Annotated in this window: 15 protein-coding genes and 1 tRNA gene; 9 read left to right on the top strand and 7 right to left on the bottom strand. The window is 51.7% G+C overall.

Annotation, left to right across the window (positions count from 1 at the left end; genetic code table 11):
- Positions 1-20: 20 nt before the first annotated feature.
- Together ACG2F4_RS02420 and ACG2F4_RS02415 are read right to left on the bottom strand one after the other, a co-directional pair.
- Complete coding sequence (locus ACG2F4_RS02420; protein WP_395257944.1) at positions 21-1,037, bottom strand: TSUP family transporter; 1,017 nt, start codon at positions 1,035-1,037, stop codon at positions 21-23.
- Between the two features lie 46 nt (positions 1,038-1,083).
- On the bottom strand, positions 1,084-2,556 hold the full coding sequence (locus ACG2F4_RS02415; protein WP_395257942.1) for a glycine--tRNA ligase: 1,473 nt from the start codon (positions 2,554-2,556) through the stop codon (positions 1,084-1,086).
- 187 nt (positions 2,557-2,743) lie between these two features.
- Between ACG2F4_RS02415 and asd the strand changes: the two genes are divergently transcribed.
- Positions 2,744-3,805 carry an aspartate-semialdehyde dehydrogenase gene (gene asd, locus ACG2F4_RS02410; RefSeq protein WP_395257940.1) on the top strand — a complete coding sequence of 354 codons (1,062 nt, stop codon included), beginning with the start codon at positions 2,744-2,746 and terminating at the stop codon, positions 3,803-3,805.
- A gap of 76 nt (positions 3,806-3,881) precedes the next feature.
- On the opposite strand, the gene ACG2F4_RS02405 is transcribed toward asd, so the two are convergent.
- Positions 3,882-4,274, bottom strand: a complete 393-nt coding sequence (locus ACG2F4_RS02405) for a hypothetical protein (RefSeq protein WP_395257938.1) — start codon at positions 4,272-4,274, stop codon at positions 3,882-3,884.
- 550 nt (positions 4,275-4,824) lie between these two features.
- Between ACG2F4_RS02405 and ACG2F4_RS02400 the strand changes: the two genes are divergently transcribed.
- The 3 genes from ACG2F4_RS02400 to ACG2F4_RS02390 all read left to right on the top strand — a co-directional run bounded on the left by ACG2F4_RS02400 (position 4,825) and on the right by ACG2F4_RS02390 (position 11,329).
- Positions 4,825-8,958 carry a lamin tail domain-containing protein gene (locus tag ACG2F4_RS02400; RefSeq protein WP_395257936.1) on the top strand — a complete coding sequence of 1,378 codons (4,134 nt, stop codon included), beginning with the start codon at positions 4,825-4,827 and terminating at the stop codon, positions 8,956-8,958.
- 200 nt (positions 8,959-9,158) lie between these two features.
- Positions 9,159-9,965: a glutamate racemase gene (gene murI / locus ACG2F4_RS02395; RefSeq protein ID WP_395257934.1), complete on the top strand. Its 807-nt coding sequence runs from the start codon at positions 9,159-9,161 to the stop codon at positions 9,963-9,965.
- A 128-nt stretch (positions 9,966-10,093) separates the two neighbouring features.
- Positions 10,094-11,329, top strand: a complete 1,236-nt coding sequence (locus ACG2F4_RS02390; RefSeq protein WP_395257932.1) for an NAD(P)/FAD-dependent oxidoreductase — start codon at positions 10,094-10,096, stop codon at positions 11,327-11,329.
- Positions 11,330-11,450: 121 nt separating this feature from the next.
- Here ACG2F4_RS02390 and ACG2F4_RS02385 read toward each other — a convergent pair whose 3' ends face one another.
- Both ACG2F4_RS02385 and ACG2F4_RS02380 read right to left on the bottom strand, forming a co-directional pair.
- Positions 11,451-12,782 carry a PhoH family protein gene (locus ACG2F4_RS02385; RefSeq protein ID WP_395257930.1) on the bottom strand — a complete coding sequence of 444 codons (1,332 nt, stop codon included), beginning with the start codon at positions 12,780-12,782 and terminating at the stop codon, positions 11,451-11,453.
- A 368-nt stretch (positions 12,783-13,150) separates the two neighbouring features.
- On the bottom strand, positions 13,151-13,942 hold the full coding sequence (locus ACG2F4_RS02380) for a TrmH family RNA methyltransferase (protein ID WP_395257928.1): 792 nt from the start codon (positions 13,940-13,942) through the stop codon (positions 13,151-13,153).
- Between the two features lie 379 nt (positions 13,943-14,321).
- On the opposite strand from ACG2F4_RS02380, the gene ACG2F4_RS02375 reads away from it, so the two are divergent.
- Positions 14,322-15,860, top strand: a complete 1,539-nt coding sequence (locus ACG2F4_RS02375) for an aldehyde dehydrogenase family protein (protein WP_395257926.1) — start codon at positions 14,322-14,324, stop codon at positions 15,858-15,860.
- 26 nt (positions 15,861-15,886) lie between these two features.
- Here the strand turns inward: ACG2F4_RS02375 and ACG2F4_RS02370 are convergent, their stop codons facing one another.
- Together ACG2F4_RS02370 and ACG2F4_RS02365 are read right to left on the bottom strand one after the other, a co-directional pair.
- The gene (locus tag ACG2F4_RS02370) at positions 15,887-16,798 is read right to left on the bottom strand and encodes a DUF3078 domain-containing protein (protein ID WP_395257924.1); all 912 of its coding nucleotides are present in this window, start codon (positions 16,796-16,798) and stop codon (positions 15,887-15,889) included.
- Between the two features lie 50 nt (positions 16,799-16,848).
- A complete protein-coding gene (locus ACG2F4_RS02365; RefSeq protein ID WP_395257922.1) occupies positions 16,849-17,355 on the bottom strand; it encodes a phosphoribosyltransferase family protein in 507 nt (168 codons plus the stop codon).
- Between the two features lie 157 nt (positions 17,356-17,512).
- On the opposite strand from ACG2F4_RS02365, the gene ACG2F4_RS02360 reads away from it, so the two are divergent.
- The 4 genes from ACG2F4_RS02360 to ACG2F4_RS02345 all read left to right on the top strand — a co-directional run bounded on the left by ACG2F4_RS02360 (position 17,513) and on the right by ACG2F4_RS02345 (position 20,126).
- The gene (locus ACG2F4_RS02360) at positions 17,513-17,791 is read left to right on the top strand and encodes a hypothetical protein (RefSeq protein ID WP_395257920.1); all 279 of its coding nucleotides are present in this window, start codon (positions 17,513-17,515) and stop codon (positions 17,789-17,791) included.
- A 9-nt stretch (positions 17,792-17,800) separates the two neighbouring features.
- A complete protein-coding gene (locus tag ACG2F4_RS02355; RefSeq protein ID WP_395257918.1) occupies positions 17,801-18,991 on the top strand; it encodes a DUF2851 family protein in 1,191 nt (396 codons plus the stop codon).
- 47 nt (positions 18,992-19,038) lie between these two features.
- Positions 19,039-19,109: transfer RNA gene (locus ACG2F4_RS02350), tRNA-Gln, on the top strand.
- 84 nt (positions 19,110-19,193) lie between these two features.
- Positions 19,194-20,126 (top strand): ribose-phosphate diphosphokinase, encoded by a 933-nt coding sequence (locus ACG2F4_RS02345; RefSeq protein WP_395257916.1) that lies wholly within the window; start codon positions 19,194-19,196, stop codon positions 20,124-20,126.
- Positions 20,127-20,135 lie beyond the last annotated feature (9 nt).

Raw genomic sequence — 20,135 nt, 5'->3', positions numbered from 1 at the left:
TTCCTCCCATATATTCACCATTACTCAGAAGCAACCGGCATCTGCCCGTTCGTGCGGTTGTAATTCGTGAGCCAGAAGAACAGAACCAGGCCCGACAGAAAAATTCCGGCCGAAAACAGAATCAGCATCCCGGAGGGACGGATAATCAATATGGCGCTGACGAACTGTACAAGCAGGATAGCATAGAGTAAAACGGCAATATACAAGCGGTTTACCTTGCTGATGACGTAAGCCCCCATTGGTGCTCCCAGGACGACCACGGGAATACAGACCAACCAAAAGTTGATCGCTTCCGGCTGTAGATCCTGCAGTATCAGCCCGTGCAGCAGAGTTCCCACCACGGCATTCATCGCCATCAGGATGACGGAAGTTGGGGTCGCGATTTTCTCCGAGAGACGATATTTCAGCGTCACAAATGCGAACGAGCAGATATCTATCCCGTTGCCGAGGATGGCACTCAGGATACCCCCGACAAAGCCGACAGCCACCAATTCGATCTTTTGTCCCGGGGTGAGAGCGGGCAGTGCCTCTGCCGATGTTCGCTTCCGGATGTGATTGATAAAAAAGAGCGCGATTCCGTAGCTGAGCCAGAATGATACAAACATCATTTTGGCGTAAGCCGGTAAAACGTAGGGGGCGATGAGGTAGGTGCCGAAGATGATGCCGCCCGTCCCGCCAGCGGCTACGATCCAGAGGTACGTTTTCTCAATTGGAACCTTTTGGGCAATTATCCAGAGGGAAGCCGCCGTCATCCCCACACTTTGGATCGCCAGGCTGAAATTACGCGCCACCGAAGGATCGATCTCGAATATCAGCGTCATTACCGGGTAGGCGATGGCACCGCCACCCTCAGAGCTGGCTCCCGCGATAAACGAGCCAAATACCATGGTCAGGGTCATGTACCAGTCTGACAGGAACAGATGCCATCCATTTTGGGAGATCATCCAGAAGAGCCAGATTCCGTAAACCAGTAACACCGGACCAAGAAAAATGAGTATACGCTGCTTGGCGAAATCTGTTGGCCTGTGCTTTTGCAAATCGGGCGATTCCAAAGAGTTAAGGCGGGAGCCATCCAACCCGGAACTAATCTTCCGGACTCCAGGATTTCATTTTGTCGTTGATCACTTCTTTAAGACGACTGACCGGCACGCGATCCTGCGTCATATCATCGCGGTAGCGGATGGTGACCGTATCTTCTCCCTCTGACTCAACCCCGTCAAAGTCGACCGTGATGCAAAAGGGCGTACCGGCCTCATCCTGCCGGCGATAGCGTTTCCCGATAGATCCGGATTCATCATAAAGCACGGTGTATTCCTCTCGCAGGTCCGCTTCAATCTTTTTGGCCAGGTCGATCAGCTTGTCTTTTTTGATGAGCGGGAAAATGCCCAATTTTCGGGGCGCCACTTCCGGATTCAGTTTTAATACCGTACGCGTGTCTCCGTCCACTTCTTCCTCGCGATAAGCGTCGCAGAGCACCATCATGACGGTCCGATCAAGTCCCACGGAGGTTTCTATAACATAGGGAATGTAGCGTTTCTGCTTGGCCTGGTCGTAATACTCCAGCTTTTTACCGGAAAACTCCTGGTGCTGGCCCAGGTCAAAGTCGGTGCGGTTGTGGATGCCTTCCACCTCCTGCCAGCCGATCGGGTATTCATACTGGATATCAGCCGCAGCTGCAGCGTAGTGTGCCAGCTTGTCTTCGGGGTGGGGAGCTGTACGCAGCTTTCGGGGGCGGATGCCCAGGTTTTTGTGCCACTCCAAGCGGTCCGCAAGCCAGTTGTCATACTCCTCCTCGTCGGTGCCCGGCTCCACAAAGTACTGCATCTCCATCTGCTCGAACTCCCGCATGCGGAATACAAACTGCCGGGCCACCACCTCGTTACGGAACGCCTTGCCGGTCTGGGCAATGCCGAACGGCACCTGCTGCCGGGCGGTATCCATCACGTTCTTGAAATTCACGAAAATGCCCTGGGCCGTTTCCGGGCGCAGGTATACTGCATCGTCATCATCCCCAGAAGAGACCGCTCCGAACTGGGTCTTGAACATCAGGTTAAACTGGCGGACTTCGGTCCAGTCGAACGCCCCGGATTCGGGCGCCCGGATTTCGTTGTCGATGATGATCTTGTGGAGATCCTCGCACAATCCCTCGCGCGTGCCGGCGGTATCGAGCAGTTCCTGTAGCTGGTCGGCCTCCTCCGCCTTTTCTTTGCTGCGGAGCTTGGCGATATGCCCTTCAATAAGCATATCGGCCCGGTACCGCTTGTTCGACTGCCTGTCATCGATCATCGGGTCGTTGAAGCCGGAAACGTGTCCGCTGGCCTCCCACACTTTGGGATGCATGAAAATGGCGGCATCAATGCCCACGATGTTATCATGCTTTTGGGTCATCTCCCTCCACCACAGGTCACGGATATTGCGCTTCAGCTCCACTCCCAGCGGGCCGTAGTCGTAAACGGCCCCGAGCCCGCCGTAAATTTCAGAAGATTGAAAAATAAGGCCGCGCGCTTTGGCCAGCGATACGATTTTATCCAGACTGTCGAGTTCGGTTACTGCCATTGAAGTGTGTAAAAATTATTTTGGGTTCAGATTCATCGATGCCAAAGATAAAAAAAGTACGTTTAATTAATGAATTCTAGTTTTTTAATTCCGATATTCCCTGCCTCCTGTATTTCCGGCCCGGTTTACTCCCGGAAACCGGCAGCGGGAGCAATCAACTTTTTAAACCCACAGAAATCATAATACAATGCACAGTTTCAACGTAGGAATTCTCGGCGCAACCGGCGCTGTCGGACAAAAATTTATCCGTTTACTTCGCAGGCATCCCTGGTTCACGATCAAGGCCCTGGGTGCTTCCAAACGTTCGGCCGGAAAGACCTATAAACAGGCCGCTCACTGGATTGAGGATATTGAACTTCCCGGGCAGGTAGCCAAACTGAAGGTTTCTACGTGTGAACCTGCACATTTTGAAGGGGTCGATTTCGTGTTTTCCGGGCTCGATTCCTCCGTGGCCAAAGATATTGAGCAGGCCTTTGCGACTGCGGGTATCCCGGTAATTTCCAATGCAAAAAATCACCGGATGTTTGACTCGGTACCGCTGCTGGTCCCGGAAGTGAACCCGGATCATGTTGAAATGATCAAATCACAGGATTTTACCGCCGACGGCAGCGGTTGGATCGTCACCAATCCAAACTGCGTGTGCGTGCCGCTGTCGATGTCGCTGCGCCCGATCTTTGACGCCTTTGGGATCGAATCGGTCGTTGTTACCTCGATGCAGGCGGTTTCGGGGGCGGGATATCCCGGCGTTCCCAGCCTCGATATTCTGGGCAACGCGGTTCCCTTTATCGGAGGCGAAGAGGACAAAATTCACACTGAGCCGCTGAAGCTGCTCGGAACCCTTAACAGCAACGGTACCGTGACGCATGCCGACTTTGGCGTTCAATCCACGGCTGTTCGCATTCCCACCGTTGAGGGACACCTGCTTTCTGTTGCCGTTAAATTAAAAGAGAAGCCCTCGGATATCTCGGACGTACAGAAGGCGATTGAAGACTGGAAGAGCCCGATTGCCGACCTTGATCTCCCCTCGGCGCCCAAGCAGCCGGTCAAGCTGTATGAAGAGGAGCGCCATCCACAACCGCGCCTGCACTCTGCCCGCGAAAACGGGATGCAGCTCGGTATGGGACGCCTGAGAACGGGCTCTGTATTTGACATTTCCTATATCGCGCTGGCCCACAATACCGTTCGCGGTGCAGCCGGCGGAGCGATCCTGAATGCAGAGCTGCTGGCCGAGAAGGGCTATCTGAATTAGCAAGTTGAGAATATCGAACAAGGAATGTCGACTGAAGGGACGTTCCCTTTACCATTCCTTGTTCTTTATTCGATGTTTACTCTTCATTCAGGTCGTTTAACTTAATTTCTGACATCACAAGGCGTATTTTGGAGACCAGCTTTTCGGCTTCCTTTCTCTCCTTTCGCTTTATCTTGAGTATACATTCGCCCTGGTCAGCGCCCGGGATTTCATCAAAGACCCGCAACGAATCTGCCTCCAGGACAATCCTGGAGCTGAACCATCCTTTTTTGTATTCAACGGACTGCAGCGCCCGGAGCGGAATGGCGACCTCCTCCACATCCGACTTGAATACTTCAAACAGGGCGTCTTTCACCTGGAATTCGATCAGAAGCTCTTCCCCCTCCAGCTTAAGTAATCCGCTGGCCGTTTGAAGCCCGTAATTTACTGCAGGGATCTCAAATTGTACCGCTTTGGTCTCAAATGGCATGGTATGTGTAACGCAATTGAATTTATGGGAGACATTTGCAACGAAAATTCCATCTTGAACATACAAATTACAAACTTTTCAGGATCCGAATTTTGCAAAAACCTGTTCGCCACATCTGCTACCTGTCACTTCAAGTTATTTTCACGTCAAACCCTGGATAGCGGCCTCTCCCTGACAAACCGAGGATAACACCGATCATGCCGATCGATGTAGACAGGTCATGTATCAGGTACTGCCTGAACTGCTATCCCGTGATGATCTGCACCTTTCGTGTCATCTGCGCTCCGGTAAGCCCTGAATGTTCATAGTTAAAATCGCGCTGTTATATCCTCCAGCTCAGAAAAAAATTAATTTTTTTTGTAAGGATTGCCCTGTTTACCGGTCTAGTAAGTAGAGATGAAGATAACTCATCTTTCACAAGCCGTTGAATGAGAGAGCACATTCAATGTCCTTCCGAGGTGAAGAGGCTGACCCCTCTTCACCTTATTTTTTACCGTTGGCTTCCAACCCGCCCCCTTACCTCAGATATGAACATCAAAACAAGAGAGCTATGAACAATTTCCTCGCAACGTTACTTGTCGTTCTTTTAATTCTGCTACTGCCTGGGCAGACAAGTGCCCAGACAACCATTATTGACGAAACCTTCAGCGACGGCGATTTTACCGCTGATCCTGCATGGACCGGATCCGTGGATGACCATATTATTTTCGACGACCAGGGAAACAGCAAACTTCGGCTGGATGCCTCCGGTGGAGGCGCCTCCTATTTAACAACCGAAAGCACCGCGGCCTACGGAACCTGGGAGTTCCTGGTGGAGTTCGATTTCAACCCCTCCTCAACCAGCTATTCCAGAATCTACCTGTTGGCCGATCAGCCCGAGCTTGCTGAACCGGTCAACGGCTATTACGTCCGGGTGGGCCATACAGATGACGAAGTCAGCCTCTTCCGGCAGACAGGAACCGAGCAAACAAAAATTATTGATGGAGCAAACGATTTAATTGATCATGATCCCGTTGCCGTTCGCATAAAAGTTACAAGAGACCTGGAGGGACACTGGAAGTTCCTTGCAGATTCCACCGGGGGTAATGATTTCACATCCCAGGGATCTGCCCGGGATAACACTCATCGTTTCAGCAACGTTTTCGGGATCTACAGCCAATATATCGGAAGCCGCACATCCCACTATTTTTATGACGATATACAGGTGCGCAAGGTAACACCCCCGCTTAAAATTGCAGATATAATTCCCTCCGAAAACAGAATTATGGATGTTGTATTCAACACCAGAATTGCGCCCAACAGTGTTGCTGCCGCAGACTTCACCTTAAATAACGGTATCGGGACTCCCTCTTCTGCACGTGTAACCGACCTGAATACGGTACGGCTGACCTATTCCCAACCGCTCCCCGGCGGCGACTACACACTGACGGTCAACAACATCGATGATGCCGCAGGAAATACCATCAATACGGATTCAACAATCGATTTTGTTCTTTTTGACATTTTTAACCAGGGCGATATCGCTATTACCGAGGTTATGTATGACGAGCCCCGGGAACAGGCTGAATATATTGAAATCACAAACAGGAGTTCAAAACGCCTGAACCTGGAAGACTGGCTGATTGGTGATGAACAGGCGATGGTCTCCCTCAGCAGGGATACTCTGGTGATCGGGGCTGGTGATTTCCTGGTATTTTCCTCCGATACCACTGCTCTCTTCAACACCTACGGTTCCCGGAATTACGTTCCCGTGGCCTCGCTTCCCGCCTTCAATAACGGGGGAGATGCAGTCCGGATCCATACCGAGAGTGGCATACGGGTCGACTCCCTCTTTTATTCTCCCGATTGGGGTGGCTCAGAGGTCGCCCTGGAACGACGTTCAACCTCCACGACTGCAATCTACCGTTCCAACTGGGGAGATTCGCCGCACCCCACCGGCGGAACACCCGGGCGGCCGAACACCATACCCGATGACACCATGCCTCCCTCCGTCATCGAATTTAATATTCTTGAGGATCAAAAACTGCAGCTCCTGTTCAATGAGAGGGTAGATCGACGTACAGCCGGCGCTATTTCGCGCTACAGCATCAGCGGGGAAATTGGCTTCAGCGGCGTACAGGTTTCAGAGCCGGATACCGTACTTCTACTGCTGGATACCCCACTGAAAAATGCGTCCCGGTACACCCTCACCATCTCCGGCGTAGAGGATATCTTCGGCAACTCCCAGGTGTCGAGCAACATCGATTTCACATACTACCATATCTCGCGCGCCGACTCCGGTGATATTTTTATCAATGAATTTATGTACGAGCCGCCGGAAGGCGGTACGGAGTTTGTTGAGCTGTACAATCCCACTCAGCGGTCGTTCGACCTGCAGGGATGGACGCTCAGCGACAATACCGGCAACCGGAAGGTACTTGCCTACAAACCGTTTGTACTGCCCCCTGATTCGTTCGCCGTCATTGCCCCGGACAGCACCCTGGCATCCCGGTATCCGGGCATCCATATCCTTACGACCGGGAGCCGGTTTCCATCGCTAAACAACGGTGGCGACGACATCGTACTCCGGCGGCCCGATGGAACGCTGGTGGATTCTCTCCGGTACCACTCAGGCTGGGGCGGCGACAAGGTTTCGCTGGAACGACGCACATCCCGTGTTCCCGCCTACCACCAGGCCAACTGGGGAGACACGCCCCAAGGCACCGGCACACCCGGAACCGGCAATGCAATACCCCCGGACACTACCCCTCCGAAGTTATCGAAATTCCGGATTCCCGACGCTTCAACGATGAAGCTGGTATTTTCTGAACCCGTTTCCAGCGAAAGCGCCCGCAATCCTTCCAACTACTCGGTCACTCCTCCGGTGGATATTCAGATGAGATCGGTGGCAGGCGACACCGTTACGCTCCTTCTTGCCGAAGATCTTGTCTCGGGCACCGCATATAACATAACGCTCAGCAACCTGCAGGATATTTTTGGGAATGCGATGGAGACCGTTTCCCGGACCCGCGAATACCTGGAGTTTGCCTCTGCAGAGCGCGGAGATATCGTGATCAACGAAATCCTGTATCATCGATCCGGGGCCTCAGGGCCTGAATTTGTAGAGCTGTACAATCCCGGCAGCGAACACTACGACTTGTCGGGCTGGCAGCTGGGCGACGGGGTCGCTGTAACGGATCTCTCCCGCGGAATTCAGCTCAAAGCGGGAGAATATGTTCTGTTGACGGGTCACAAGAAATTCGCCTCCACTTTAGACAACGGATACTATCTATCCGGCTTCCCGTCTCTCAATGATGATGAAGACGCGATATACATACGTTCAAGCCAGGGTACAACAATAGATTCACTTTACTACAAGGCCCGATGGGGCGGTGATGAAGGAATATCGATAGAGCGAAAAGACCCCCTGGCGGCCTCCAACGACGGGTCCAACTGGACCAGCAGCGGATCCCCGGAAGGAAGCAGCGGGGGAACAAAAAACAGCCGTTTTTCACCAGACCGATCACCTCCCGGCGTGCTCTTTTCAACCCGCCGGCCGGATGGCCTGATCGAAGTCCGGTTTGACGAATTTATTCAACTTTCGCCGGAACTTACTTTTATGCTGGAAGGAAAGTCATTATCGGTAGAAACATTCACTCCCGGGAATGGCAACACAATTTTACTGCAGCAACCGGCTTCGGGTAGCAGCAACCCCAAACCGAGGGAGCTCAATATCCGAAACCTGGCGGATGTAAAAGGAAACATCACCAGAGCAACATCCATACCGGTGGCTGAGCCGATCGAAGCGGGCAGCGTAGTAATCAACGAGATCATGTACAATCCGCTGAACGACCCGGAGGATAACCAGCCTGATCAGCGTGAATATATTGAACTCCGGAACACCCGGGATTACGCCGTCTCGCTTGAGGGATTCACCCTGCACGATGCGCCCGATGAAACCGGGGCAACCCGTTCGCTCATACCGGTTAACTCCCGCGCAAAATTTCTGCCTCCCCAGGGACACGTATTGGTCTATGCGGATGAAAAAGACACATTTTCCGACAGCCAGACCGCCCTCTTTTTTGAACTCGACGATCTCTCTCCCACCCGCACAGTGAGAATTGACCGGGGAACATTAAGCCTCGCTTCCAGAGATGATGCGATCTACCTGGCCGACAGCACCGGGGCTACGATCGACTCGGTCTACTATGATGAAAGCTGGCACAATCCCAATATCATTGACACACGCGGAGTGGCTTTAGAACGAATAAATCCGTCCGGTCCCAGTGGAAGTGCCTCCAACTGGAGCTCCAGCACCACAAAAAAGGGCGGAACCCCCGGAACGGAAAACTCGATCTACCAGGTACCCGGGCAACCGCCGGACGAGATCGGCATCAGCTTCAATCCCAATCCCTTTTCCCCGGATGGGGACGGCCACGAAGACAACCTGTTTATCAACTATACGCTGGATCACCCCAACTACCTGTTGAAGGTTCGCATTTTTGACCGATATGGACGCCTGGTCCGTGAACTGGCGGACGGCAAGCAGGCGGGCTATGAGGGCTCCCTCCAGTGGGATGGCACAACCGATGACGGGAATCGCAACCGGGTGGGCATCTATATTGTGCTGTTCGAGGCGTACGACAGCAGCAACGGCAGCAACCGCACATTCAAAGAAGTCGTCGTGCTGGCACGGCAAATGTAGGAGGTTAAATGTTTGATGTTGAAGGTTGAAGGTTGAAGGTTGCAAAGTTGAAGGTTACAAGGTCCGAGATGGAAAGGAATTTCGAGTGTCGGACTTTCAATAACGCGCGGTTCAGCATTCGTTACGCTAAATCCCTTGTTCGATATTCCTTTCTTCAATACTTTGCCCTCTCCTGAAATTACAGTTTTAAAGCGATCTACATGAGTAAAAAAGCGGCTCCCATCGGCATTTTTGATTCCGGCATCGGCGGACTTACCGTTGTAAAGGCAGTTCGCGAGGCGCTCCCCAACGAGAATATTATCTATTTTGGGGATACCGCCCGTGTACCCTACGGTATTAAATCGGAAGAAACCGTACGAAATTACGCGCTACAGATCACTGATTTTCTGTTGGATCGGAATGTGAAGATGATCCTGATCGCCTGCAATACCGTTTCGGCTTCCGCCAAACGAGAGGTACAGAAGGCCGCCGGAGACATTCCCGTGCTGGATGTAATCACCGCCGGAACGCGCGCCGCGATGCAGCACAAACATCGACATATTGGAGTAATTGGTACGCTTGCTACGGTGGGCTCAGGAGCCTATGAGACCGCAATCCGGGAGTACAACGGGGGCATCACCATTACCTCAGCGGCCTGTCCACTGCTGGTGCCGCTGGCCGAAGAGGGATGGACCGACAACGAAATTGCCGAAAAAACCCTGCAGACCTATCTCAAAAAATTTGAAGGCAGCAACATCGACAGCCTGATTCTCGGCTGCACGCACTATCCGCTCTTCAAGGAATCGATTCGCCGAATCCTGCACGATCCAAAGATTGAGATCGTGGACTCGGCCTTGTCGATAGCTGAGATGGCCCGCACAGAACTGCAAAACCTGGAGCTGCTGAATGATGAAGCAGAGGGAAAATTAGAAACATTTGTGAGCGACCGCCCCCAGCGTTTTCATGAACTTGCGGAGCGCTTCCTGGGCCACCGTATTGAGGATGTGGAGATTGTTGCCCTTCCCTGATCATTTCACAGTAGCGCTAATTTATCTAAAGAAGGCACAGAAGTTCACAAAGTTTTCTTTGATATTCTTCGTGACTACTTCGTGTAACTTTGTGATATAACCTTCTCAGCGGTTTAACTAACTTTAAAATGTCTCAAAATTCCTTTAACAAAAAACTAGCTGTCATAGGTGGTGGTGCAGCCGGCTTTTTCGGGGCCATTCGTGCGGCCCGGAATAATCCTGATCTCAATATCACTATTTTCGAACGCAGCCGGGAAGTGCTCTCCAAAGTGCGCATTTCAGGTGGCGGGCGGTGCAACGTAACGCATCACTGCTTTGATCCCGAGCTGCTCTCCAAAGCCTACCCTCGGGGCGAGAGGGAACTGCGCTGGGCGTTTGAACGATTTGATGCCAAAAATACGGTGCGATGGTTTGAGGAGCGCGGCGTGGAGCTCAAAACTGAGGAGGATGGACGCATGTTCCCGGTTACCGATGACTCCGCCACCATCATCAATTGCCTGAAGCGGGAAGCCCTGGAAAGAGGTATTCAAGTACGCACCAAAACCAAGATCGAGCGAGTGGAGCCTCTGAAGAATGGACGCTTCAACCTGCATATCCACAACTCAAATCCGGCAACTGTGGATCTCGTACTTATCGCAACCGGCGGCAGCAACCGCCGTAAGTCCTACGCCTGGCTGGAGGAGCTGGGACACTCCATCGAAGAGCCGGTGCCCTCACTATTTACGTTTAACTTTCGGGATAAAATTTTCAGCGATCTGGCGGGCATTTCGGTGCCGGAGGCGGAAGTCAGTATAACAGACAGCCCCTACACGCATACCGGTCCGCTGCTGATTACGCACTGGGGGCTCAGCGGTCCGGCGGTGCTGAAGGCCTCGGCCTGGGCGGCCCGCTACCTGCATGAGCAGGAGTACCGGTTTACGATCCAGGTCAATTGGCTGCATCCCAAAACCGAACAGGAGGTGCGAAAAATACTTAAAAAGCTGAGGCAGGAAAACGCTAAAAAGCTGGTCACTAAACAGGACCGGTTCCCCATACCCAACCGACTGTGGAAGCGTTTCACTGGGCTCGTACAGATCAATGCCAATACCCGCTGGGCCAATCTTTCCAACCAGCAGATCCATGAACTTGCTCATCAGCTGGTCAATGGCACTTACCAGATCCAGGGCAAAACCACTTACAAAGAGGAGTTCGTCACCTGCGGCGGCATTCCACTCACCGAAATCGATTTCGGGACGATGGAGAGCAAGAAATGTCCCGGCGTTTATTTTGCCGGCGAAGTGCTGGATATTGATGCCATCACCGGCGGCTACAATTTCCAGTCGGCCTGGACCACGGGCTGGATTTTTGGGGAGAATTGGCAATGAGTGATAAGTAAGGAGTAATACTTCAGTCTCCTTAGTGATAAGCTGTGGCTTTTCGTTTTACCTATTTCGTATTGCGTACTGCGTATTTTTCTTGTCCTTTATCTCTGTGCAGATCTGTGGTCTACAGCAGTTTGCTTGCCAGGTTGGCCAGTTCGGAGCGTTCGCCTTTCTCCAGGTTGATGTGGGCATACAGGTCGTTGTCGTGCATGCGATCCACCAAGAAGGAGAGCCCGTTGCTCTGGGTATCCAAGTAGGGCGTGTCAATCTGGTAAATATCGCCGGTAAAAATGATCTTGGTATTTTCGCCGGCCCTGGTGATGATGGTCTTAACCTCGTGCGGCGTCAGGTTCTGGGCTTCATCCACAATGAAAATGACGTTGGACAGGCTGCGACCCCGGATGTAGGCCAGCGGCACAATGCGGAGTTTCTCGGTTTTCACCATCTCTTCCACCCGCTTGTACTGCTTGCTGGTTTCCGGGAACTGGTTTTTGATAAAGTTCAGGTTATCCCACAGCGGCTGCATGTAGGGATCGATCTTGGACTTGATATCGCCGGGCAGGTAACCGATATCCTTGTTGCTGAGCGGCACGATGGGGCGCGCCATATAGATCTGCTTAAAATTGCGACGCTGCTCCATAGCCCCGGCCAGTGCAATCAACGTTTTTCCTGTACCCGCAGCCCCGGTAATGGTTACCAGTGATATTTCAGGGTCCATAATAGCCTGCAGGGCAAAGGTCTGCTCGGCATTGCGCGGGTTTACCCCGTAGGCTGCCATCTTGCGGACGGGTTCAATGTGCTGGGTCCGAGAATTATAAAATCCGAGCGCCGAGCTGGAGTGGTTTTTAAGGATGAAAAAGTGGTTGCTCACCGGCTTGTCATCCCCCACCTTTTTGGGATCCAGCTTGCCATCGTTGTAAAATTCATTGATTACTTCTGAATCGTTGTATTTCACCTCGGTTTTGCCCTTGTACAGGTGATCGATATCCTTGACGCGCACCGTTTCATAATCCTCCGCCTCAATGTTCAGCGCCCGCGCCTTGATACGCAGATTGATATCCTTGGAAACCAGGATCACTTTTTTATCCGGCTCATTCTCCATCAGCTTCAGGGTGGCATTCAGTATGCGATGATCTTTCTTCTTGGAGCCAAATACTTCAGCGGCATCCGTCTCGCTGCCTTCATCGTTCAACACCCGCAGCTTGCCGTGCGAGCGACCATTGAGGGAGATCCACTCCTGCAGCATGTTTTTGTCTGAAATTTTATCCAGATAGCGGATAAACTCGCGGGCGTGCAGGTTGATAACGTCGTTGCCTTTCTTGAATGTGTCAAGCTCTTCAAGAACGGTAATGGGAATGGCAATGTCGTTTTTCTGGAAATTTTTTACGGCATCAGAATCATACAGGAGAACGGAGGTATCGAGTACAAAAATCTTCTTTTGCTTGGCTCTTGGCATAGACAGAAGTCCAATTTAGTTATAAAAGAACGTCGCAGATGATAGCGAAACCTAGTCTATTTGAACGATAGCTAAACAGAGGAACAGAAGCAATTCTGAGGGGCTTGTTTATGAAAAATTAATTTGATATTGGCCAGGAATGATTTTGGTGGATCTGCTGAGGGTTAAAGGTATGCAAGAACATTATAAATGAACCGTACCGCGAGCTTCAGCTCGCGATCTCAGCCCTATTTAAAAGCTGCTGCTCATCCAAATTAACACTTTTGATCATTAATGCCCTTTCACACCAGCAGACGCTGTTCTAAATCTAAGTCGCGAGCAGAAGCTCGCGGTACAGGTTGCTTTTATCAGGACTCCTTAGTTATTACTCAGGTCTGGCCACTCAACGCATAAAGTGCTATGGAAAGCGCAATCGAGGCATTCAGGCTCTCTACCTGTTTCTCTTTTTGGGGATGGGGAATTTCGACAACTCTGCGGTTTCGTCCAGCCATTAAACTCGGATCAACGCCATTTGCTTCGTTGCCGATCACCACAATGGTTTGGGGGGCGGCCTCAACCGTACGCAGGCTTTCTGCATGTTCGGAGGTATCGAGCAGCAGCACCTGCCAGCCCTTCTCCTCAAAAAAAGAAAGTGTTTGCTCCAGGTTCACATTCACAAACGGGATTGTTCCCGTGGCCCCCGCCGTGCTGCGCACCACTTTGGGATTAAACAGATCTACCGTTCCCTTGCCCAGCAGCAATCCCTGCACGCCAAACCACGCTGCCGAGCGCAGAATAGTGCCCAGGTTGCCGGGATCCTGGATGCGGTCGGTTGCCACAACCACTCCCTGTTTGTCCGAAAGCTCGTCGAGCGCAACCTCCGGCGGCATCTCGCAAAGCGCCAGTATCCCCTGGGGATTGTCCGTGTCGGTAATTTCACGGAATGACTGAGGATCTATTTTGGCAGAGAGTAGTTGCCCGGCCCGCTCGCTCCAGCCCGGCCTCTTCCACAGCTGCTGGTTTTCATCCCAAAAAAGATGCGTCACTTGAACTGTCCCGTTTTGGATAACCTGTTCTACAGCCCGCTCGCCCTCCACGAGGAACAACTGCTCACGTTCGCGATATTTTTTCTTCTGCAGTTTTCTCAGAAGTGTCAACTGCCGATTTGAAATGGTATCCATACAAATTCTTAGATTCTTTCGTGTGATTCCCGGGATAATACAAAATACGCAGCCGGCAAGAAAAATAACCCGGACTATTCACAAAATTATAAATATAAAAGGTTAAGCCTTTGATTTTGGTTGACATATCGAAAATAACCTGTAGCTCAAATTTGAGTGTCGTTGCAACGGGCTGCAAAATTTGGCCGTGCCCTTCGTTGTCCCGACAATGGCTCCTCAACGTACCTCGGTACGTCTGCTGGTGTCATTGTCAGGACGCCTCGTTCACAACCAAATTTCTTGGTGAATAATCCGGGTTAAGCAGATGATCAGGGTTTAAAACCTCCGCAGTATCGTTATCTTTACAGTGTACAACGAGAATAAATAAGCAAGGATCGTCATGGAGTTTTTGAAAAAGCTTGGCATTGAGGGTACAAATTACGGCACCAGTACGGGGCAACAATCGCTGGGCGACGGCAGTGAGCCGCACATTGAAAGCAGCACGCCGATTGACGGCAGCCATATTGCTGACGTCACTGTAACCACCCGCGAGCAGTATGAACAGGTGATAGAACAAGCGCAGCAAGCGTTCAAGCAGTGGCGGATGACGCCGGCACCCAAGCGCGGGGAGATTGTACGACAGATCGGCCTGCGGCTGCGCGAATACAAGGAGGACCTGGGCAAGTTGGTAACCTACGAGATGGGAAAAATTCACCAAGAGGGACTCGGCGAGGTGCAGGAAATGATCGACATCTGTGACTTTGCGGTAGGGCAGTCGCGCCAGCTCTATGGCAAAACGATGCAGTCTGAACGTCCTGATCACCGTATGTACGAGCAGTGGCATCCGCTGGGGCCGGTGGGCATTATCACGGCCTTCAACTTCCCGGTGGCGGTGTGGTCCTGGAACGCCATGATTGCGGCCGTCTGCGGCGATGTGATGATCTGGAAGCCCTCCGAAAAGGTGCCGCTGTGTGCCGTGGCCGTGCAGAATATTGTGGCGGATGTTCTCAAGGAAAATGACCTGCCGGAAGGCATCTTCAACCTCGTCACCGGTGACAAAGAGGTGGGCGAATGGATGACCAACGATGAGCGGCTGCCGCTGATCTCGGCCACCGGCTCCATCCGGATGGGGCGGCAGGTGGCGCAGACCGTAGGGGCACGCCTCGGTAAAACAATCCTGGAGCTGGGCGGTAACAACGCCATCATCGTCACAGAAAATGCTGACCTTGAGATGGCCGCCCGTGCCACGGTGTTTGGCTCAGTAGGTACCTGTGGGCAACGCTGTACCACAACGCGCCGGCTGATTGTTCATGACTCTATTTTTGATGAGTTGAAAGATCGGCTGGTAGAGCTGTACAAGGGCGTAAAAATCGGGAATCCATTGAATGAAGATACCTTGGTCGGTCCGCTGATTGATGAACAGGCCGCCGAAAGCATGCAACAAGCCTTGGAGGAAGTGCAACGGTCGGGCGGCGAGCTGATCTACGGTGGTGAGCTGCTGGAGGGCAACAATCTGGAAGTCGAAGGCGGTCACTATGTGTGCCCGGCCATCGTTATCGCTGAGCATGACTACCCTATTGTGCAGGAGGAGACTTTTGCCCCCATTCTCTACCTGATGAAGTACAGCGAGCTGGATGAGGCGATTGATATCCACAACAGCGTGCGGCAGGGGCTCAGCTCGGCAATGTTTACCCTGAATGTGCGGGAGGCGGAGAGCTTCCTTAGTGCACGTGGTTCCGATTGCGGCATCGCAAATATTAATGTGGGTACCAGCGGTGCGGAGATCGGCGGGGCATTTGGCGGCGAAAAGGATACCGGTGGCGGACGCGAATCGGGATCGGATGCATGGAAAGCCTACATGCGCCGGCAAACCAATACCATCAACTGGAGTGATGAGATGCCACTGGCACAGGGTATTGAGTTTGATGTTGACCCATGAGCCACAACCTGCAATCTACGGATCGTTCAAAGAATGCTGTAGGAAAATCCCACGGAAAGAACCTGTTTGAGCTGAACCTCCCTGGAGAAATCTTCGTCATAGACCAACACAAACTGGAAGGTCGTATTAAGGTAGTCGTTGATCTTTCCGACTATTTCGTTTGAAAAATTAATATCTGTTTTTCTCACATTCTCCTTCAGGTTGGTGAAGGTCTCCAGCGTACTGTTTAGCCTTACATTACTTACAATTTTTTTCTCGAAATTGAATATTAATGAATATCCGGGCTCAAACCGGAATTTTTCTCCCCTTTCCAGGCCATATCGTTCAGACAGGGTTTTATCCCGCACAATGGTCTCCTTCATCGCTACGCCCCCCTCTGCAGAGAAATAATCTGCGGGGTGAAATCCCAGGCCGAACACCTGCGACAGGTAGGCCGGGGCCAAAAACCTTGAGAGCAGCAATTTGGGATCTTCCCCGTAATCATATCCCCTGTCAAACTGGGTAGTAAAATTGATGTTTCCAAATACATTAAACCGCTCATCCCGGAACCGGTAACTAAATTTATTTGCGATGGCGATCCTGTCATCGGTTTTCCGGGTACCCTCGTCCTCGATCCGCGCCTGCCCGTATTTAAAGTTGGTCACAAGCTGGTAGCCAAATCGTTCTTTGCGGTATTTCAGGTCAAAAAGAGTAGACGCTGTTACACTGATGGTGTTGACCCCACCCTGGCTCCAGTTTCGATATGAAGCCTGTGATCCATTCAGTCCTCCAACCCAGTTGAAGCCCCAGCCGTTGGTCGTGTCTTGCAGTATTACATCGCTTTCCGCCGAAGTAGAATAGATCATATCCACGTAGTCACGGTCGCTCTGGCCAAATCCACTCCTGACAAGGATACACAACAGTATCGGGATTAAAAATAGAGACAGCTTAAAATGCATGAAAACTTTACAAAAATCGTGTTATTTGGTTACAATGATGAAGTTCGGCCTTACCCCATCTGCAGTACCACTTTTTCCACCTTTTCCTGTTGAACCACGACAGAGACATGTTCCTTCAATTTTGTTGACAGTTCCAGCCCTACAAACTGGGCCTGGATCGGAAACCTGCGATGCCCCCGGTCTACGAGAACGGCAGTATGTATTTCATCAAAACTGAAAAAATCATAGATATGGTTGAGCGTGGTAAACATGGTATGCCCGCTGAAGATCACATCATCTACAACCAAGAGGTAGCACTCCCTCAACCGGCGGGGGGAGATCTTCTTGCCGGAAAGTGTTTTTTGGGGTTCCAGCCGTGTGAGAACAAATTCAGTGCCGTAAATATCAGCAAGGTAAGCGTTCAGTCGAGAGGCGACGGCAAAACCGCGGGAACCGATTCCAAAGAGGCAAATATCCCGGTCCTGTCGATTGTCTTCTGAAACCTGATAGGCCATCCGTTTGAGCGTACGACCTACCCGATCGCTATCCATATAAATTAACTCAGAACTATCTGACATAAAAAAATTATATCTTGAAAATAACGTCTAAAATATGAATTTATAACCTGCTTTACGAGTACTAAACTCCGGAAAAATCACGTTCAAGGTTTAGAGAACGATCTCAGGTTTATTAAATTTTATTCCCTGCAAAAATGAAAAGAGAGGACTATCAGCGATGAAAGAGAAAAAAAGCATGAGGCTGTTTCTCGTTGCCGCCAGCTCATTTATCGGAGGGGTGGGACTTGGCCTTCTTATGGCTCCAAGAAACGGGCGACAGAACCGGCAGTGGCTGATCCAACACGTCTCAGAATGGTCTCCACGCCGGACGAACAACAAAAAGCAGCACACCCTCAAACGGCAGCTCCGCAAGCTGCGAAACCGTGTGAAACGCGGGTATCACAACCGCGTACCAGACCTGTATGCTGCAACAGACCAGCTGGATCTCGGCTATTAAAAATCACAGATGAAAGATCTTGAAGAGAAATACCATGAGCACCTGCTCCACTGGATTTGGCAGACTCTCCATTTTGATGCCGGCAACCTGGAAACTACATGCGGACAGCCTGTTACCATTCTTGAACCGGGAAGACTGAACTCCTCTGGCGGACCTGATTTTAAGGAGGCGCGCCTGCAGATCGGCGATCTCCGCTGGCACGGCGATATCGAATTTCACTGGTCAGTCGCCGACTGGCGGAGACACGGGCATCAGCACGATCCCGGATACAACCAGGTAATTCTCCATGTCGTATATCAAAATCCCGACGGGAAAAGGACATACCGCCAAGACGGCTCCGCTCCCTTTCTGCTGCATCTCCGCCCCCACCTGCCGGAAAACCTGGAAGAGCTGCTCGCCGCCTTCCGTCAGCCCGACCGGCTGCCGTGTGCCGGACAGCTCCGCTATATTTCCCGGGAAGCACTGGAACAGCAATTCAGGAAGGCTCATCGCGAATATTTTGAAACCAAGGCCGATGCCCTCCTGAACTTTTATGACCCGGATTTAGCCCCTGCAACAGCCTGGAAAAAAGTATTTTCTCTCGGATTGTTTGACGGGCTCGGTATCTCCCTGAACCGGGAACCGATGCTCCGCGTCGGCCGCCGCCTTTACAATCATGTGTTACAGGAGGAGACGTTCCCGGCGGTAGAAGAGCTACAGTTCCTGGCCTTGCAATTCGGTGGGTTCGGATCTGCCCGCTCCGCCGCGCGCTGGAGCTACAAGGGCGTCCGGCCCGCCAACCGTCCCAAAATTCGGTTGCAACAAGCGGCCACGCTGATGGGGACAATTCACCATGAGCCGCTGGATGCGTGGTTCAAGGGAACCCCGAGCGACCGATGGGAGAGGCTACTCAACACGGTTGACACCGAAACAGGAATCGGCCGGCAACGAAGTGACATCCTGTACGGCATCGTCTACCTGCCCGCCCTGTGGCTGCTGGGAACCCTCTTTCATATTGACCGCCTGAAACAACGCGCCTTTGAACTTTGGATGAATCACCGCGCACAGGTTCCCTCCACCCTGTTCAAGCTTTTCGCACAATCAGATTTTCCGCCGGATCTTTACAAGCAACGACTCGGAGCCGTATTTCAGCTCAAACAGTATTGCAAACCCCGCAGGTGTAGCCAGTGCAAAGTATTAAAAGAAATAATTTCTTCTTGATTCCAAATCGGTAAATTCATATCATCTGAATCTCTCGAAAACGACATTGCCCGGTCGTCTAATGGCAGGACAGCGGTTTTTGGTACCGTCAGTGGGGGTTCGAATCCTCCCCGGGCAACAAGGGTAATATTAAACTCTTAGAAAGGATGACTGTAAAGCCATCCTTTTTCTTTTATTTTGAACCACTGAATGCTTTGCCTCGTTGGACACACCTCTAGCCATATTTGCCGGACGCAGCAACCTGGCGCTAGCTCGGGCTATTGCGGAACATTATGGCACTACGCTTGGAGAAGTTACCATCAAGCCGTTTTCGGACGGAGAACTTTATGTTAAATACGAGCAGAGCATACGCGGCGAAGATATTTTCGTGGTTCAATCTACGCCTCCGCCGGGCGACAATATTATTGAATTATTGATGATGCTCGATGCAGCCAAGCGGGCTTCGGCCAAGCGGGTAACGGCTGTCATCCCCTATTTCGGGTATGCCCGGCAAGACCGGAAAGATCGCCCGCGGGTCTCCATCGCCTCCAAGCTGATGGCAAACCTGCTGACCGAAGCCGGGGCCGACCGCGTGTTAACGATGGACCTGCACGCAGCGCAGATCCAGGGTTTTTTTGACATACCGATGGATCACCTGTATGCAAGCCGATTGTTTATTGACTACTTCAGGGAAAACCCGATTGAAAACCTGGTGGTGGTAGCCCCGGACGTCGGGAGCCTGAAGATGTCCCGGTCGTATGCCAAACGCATTGGAGCGCGACTGGCATTCATCGACAAACGGCGCCCAAAGCAGAATGTGGCAGAGGTGATGAATATCGTTGGTGAAGTGGAAGGCAAAAATGTATTGATTGTAGATGATCTGATTGATACGGCCGGCACTTTGACCAACGCCGCCGCAGCGTTAAAAGAACGAGGGGCGTTAAACATTATCGCCACGTGTACGCATCCCATATTGTCGGGGCCCGCGTACCAGCGGATTGATGATTCACCTATTGACGAGTTGCTGGTTACGGATACCGTACCGCTGCAGCGCCCATCGGATAAAATCCGGGTGTTGAGTGTCGCAGGAATTTTTGCCGAGGCGATACAGCGTATTCACACCAACGACAGCATTAGTGTTCTATTTGATGATTAAATTCAATTG

This window comes from Halalkalibaculum sp. DA3122, from assembly GCF_043951865.1.
Taxonomy (GTDB): Bacteria; Bacteroidota; Rhodothermia; order Balneolales; family Balneolaceae; genus JAMQKA01.
Note: the sequence above shows the minus strand (reverse complement) of the source record. Positions and strands in the feature narration are given on the sequence as shown.